This is a genomic window from Achromobacter insuavis, assembly GCF_902859645.1.
Taxonomy (GTDB): domain Bacteria; phylum Pseudomonadota; class Gammaproteobacteria; order Burkholderiales; family Burkholderiaceae_B; genus Achromobacter; species Achromobacter insuavis.
Genome location: NZ_CADIJR010000186.1, coordinates 1 through 1082, shown reverse-complemented (window position 1 = coordinate 1082; position 1082 = coordinate 1). Strand labels below are relative to the sequence as shown.

At 73.7% G+C, this 1082-nt stretch carries 1 protein-coding gene and 1 pseudogene; both read right to left on the bottom strand.

Annotation, left to right across the window (positions count from 1 at the left end; genetic code table 11):
* Nucleotides 1–213, bottom strand: a pseudogene (locus tag H0523_RS32040) (lytic murein transglycosylase); the annotation flags it as partial.
* 200 nt (nucleotides 214–413) lie between these two features.
* Nucleotides 414–1082: MATE family efflux transporter (locus H0523_RS32035; RefSeq protein ID WP_257225197.1), on the bottom strand; the 669-nt coding region annotated here is incomplete at its 5' end.

Below are 1082 nucleotides of genomic sequence, written 5' to 3'. Positions count from 1 at the left end.
CGGGGCGGCGGCGGGCGTGGCCGGATCGTCGAAGCTGCGCTTGGGCGTCAGCGTCGGGCCGGACGTGGCGGGCTGGGCCCCGGGACTGCGCGTGCCGGTGGCGGAAGCAGGCGACTGGGCCTGGGCGGCGCCGACGGCGGCGACGCAGAACGCGGCGGCGAGGACCGCGCGCGCAAGGGGATCGATTCGGGCGCGAAGGAGACGCTGTCGCATGGCAATCCTGAAAAATCGAAGTCAGCCCGGATCGTACCGCGACCGGGCGCCGAAATCGAATGGCCTGGACGGGGCGCCGCCGGACCGTGGATTCCCCGGCGGGCGATGCCGGAACGGCAGCGACGCACAGTCCCTGGCCATGCCGGAACGGCCGCGACGCACGGTCCCTGGCCAGGCCGGAACCGTCGCGGGGCGCCGTCTCAGGCCGGGCCGGGCGCCAGGCTGGCCGGTGGCTGGCGCAACACCCGCCGGCAGAGCGCCAGCGCCAGCAGGCTCGACAGGGCGAAGCCCAGGGTCTGCCCCAGCAGCACGCCCTGCGCGCCGCCGTAGTGGGCGCCGACCCACACGAACGGCAGCGTGCCGACGGTGGCGCGCAGCCAGCCGATGGCGGTGGCATAGGTGGCGTAGCCCAGGTTGTTGAACACCGCCACGGATACGAAGAACACGCTGTTGATCGCCCAGATGAAGCTGGCGTAGCGGCAGAAGATCAGCACCAGGTCGCGACCCGGCCCGGTGACCTGGAACAGGTCGGGAATCCACGGCGCCAGCAAGGCCAGCAGCGTGGCCGCGCCGAAGCCATAGGCCAGCGCCAGGCCGAGCGTGATGCGCACGGTCTGCCGCACCCGCGGCCACTGCCCCGCCCCCAGGTTCTGGCCCAGGATCGGGCCGATGGCGCCGGGCAGCACGAAGAACAGCGAGTACGACAGTTGCAGCACCCGGTCCACCACGGTCGCGCCGGCCATGACGCTGGGACCGAAGCCGGCGTAGGTGGAGGCGGTGAAGACCACCGCCGCGGGCGTGGCCAGCGCGCTCAGCGTGGCCGGCAGCGCGATGCCGCCGACGGCGGCCAGATCGGCGCGCAGGCTGGC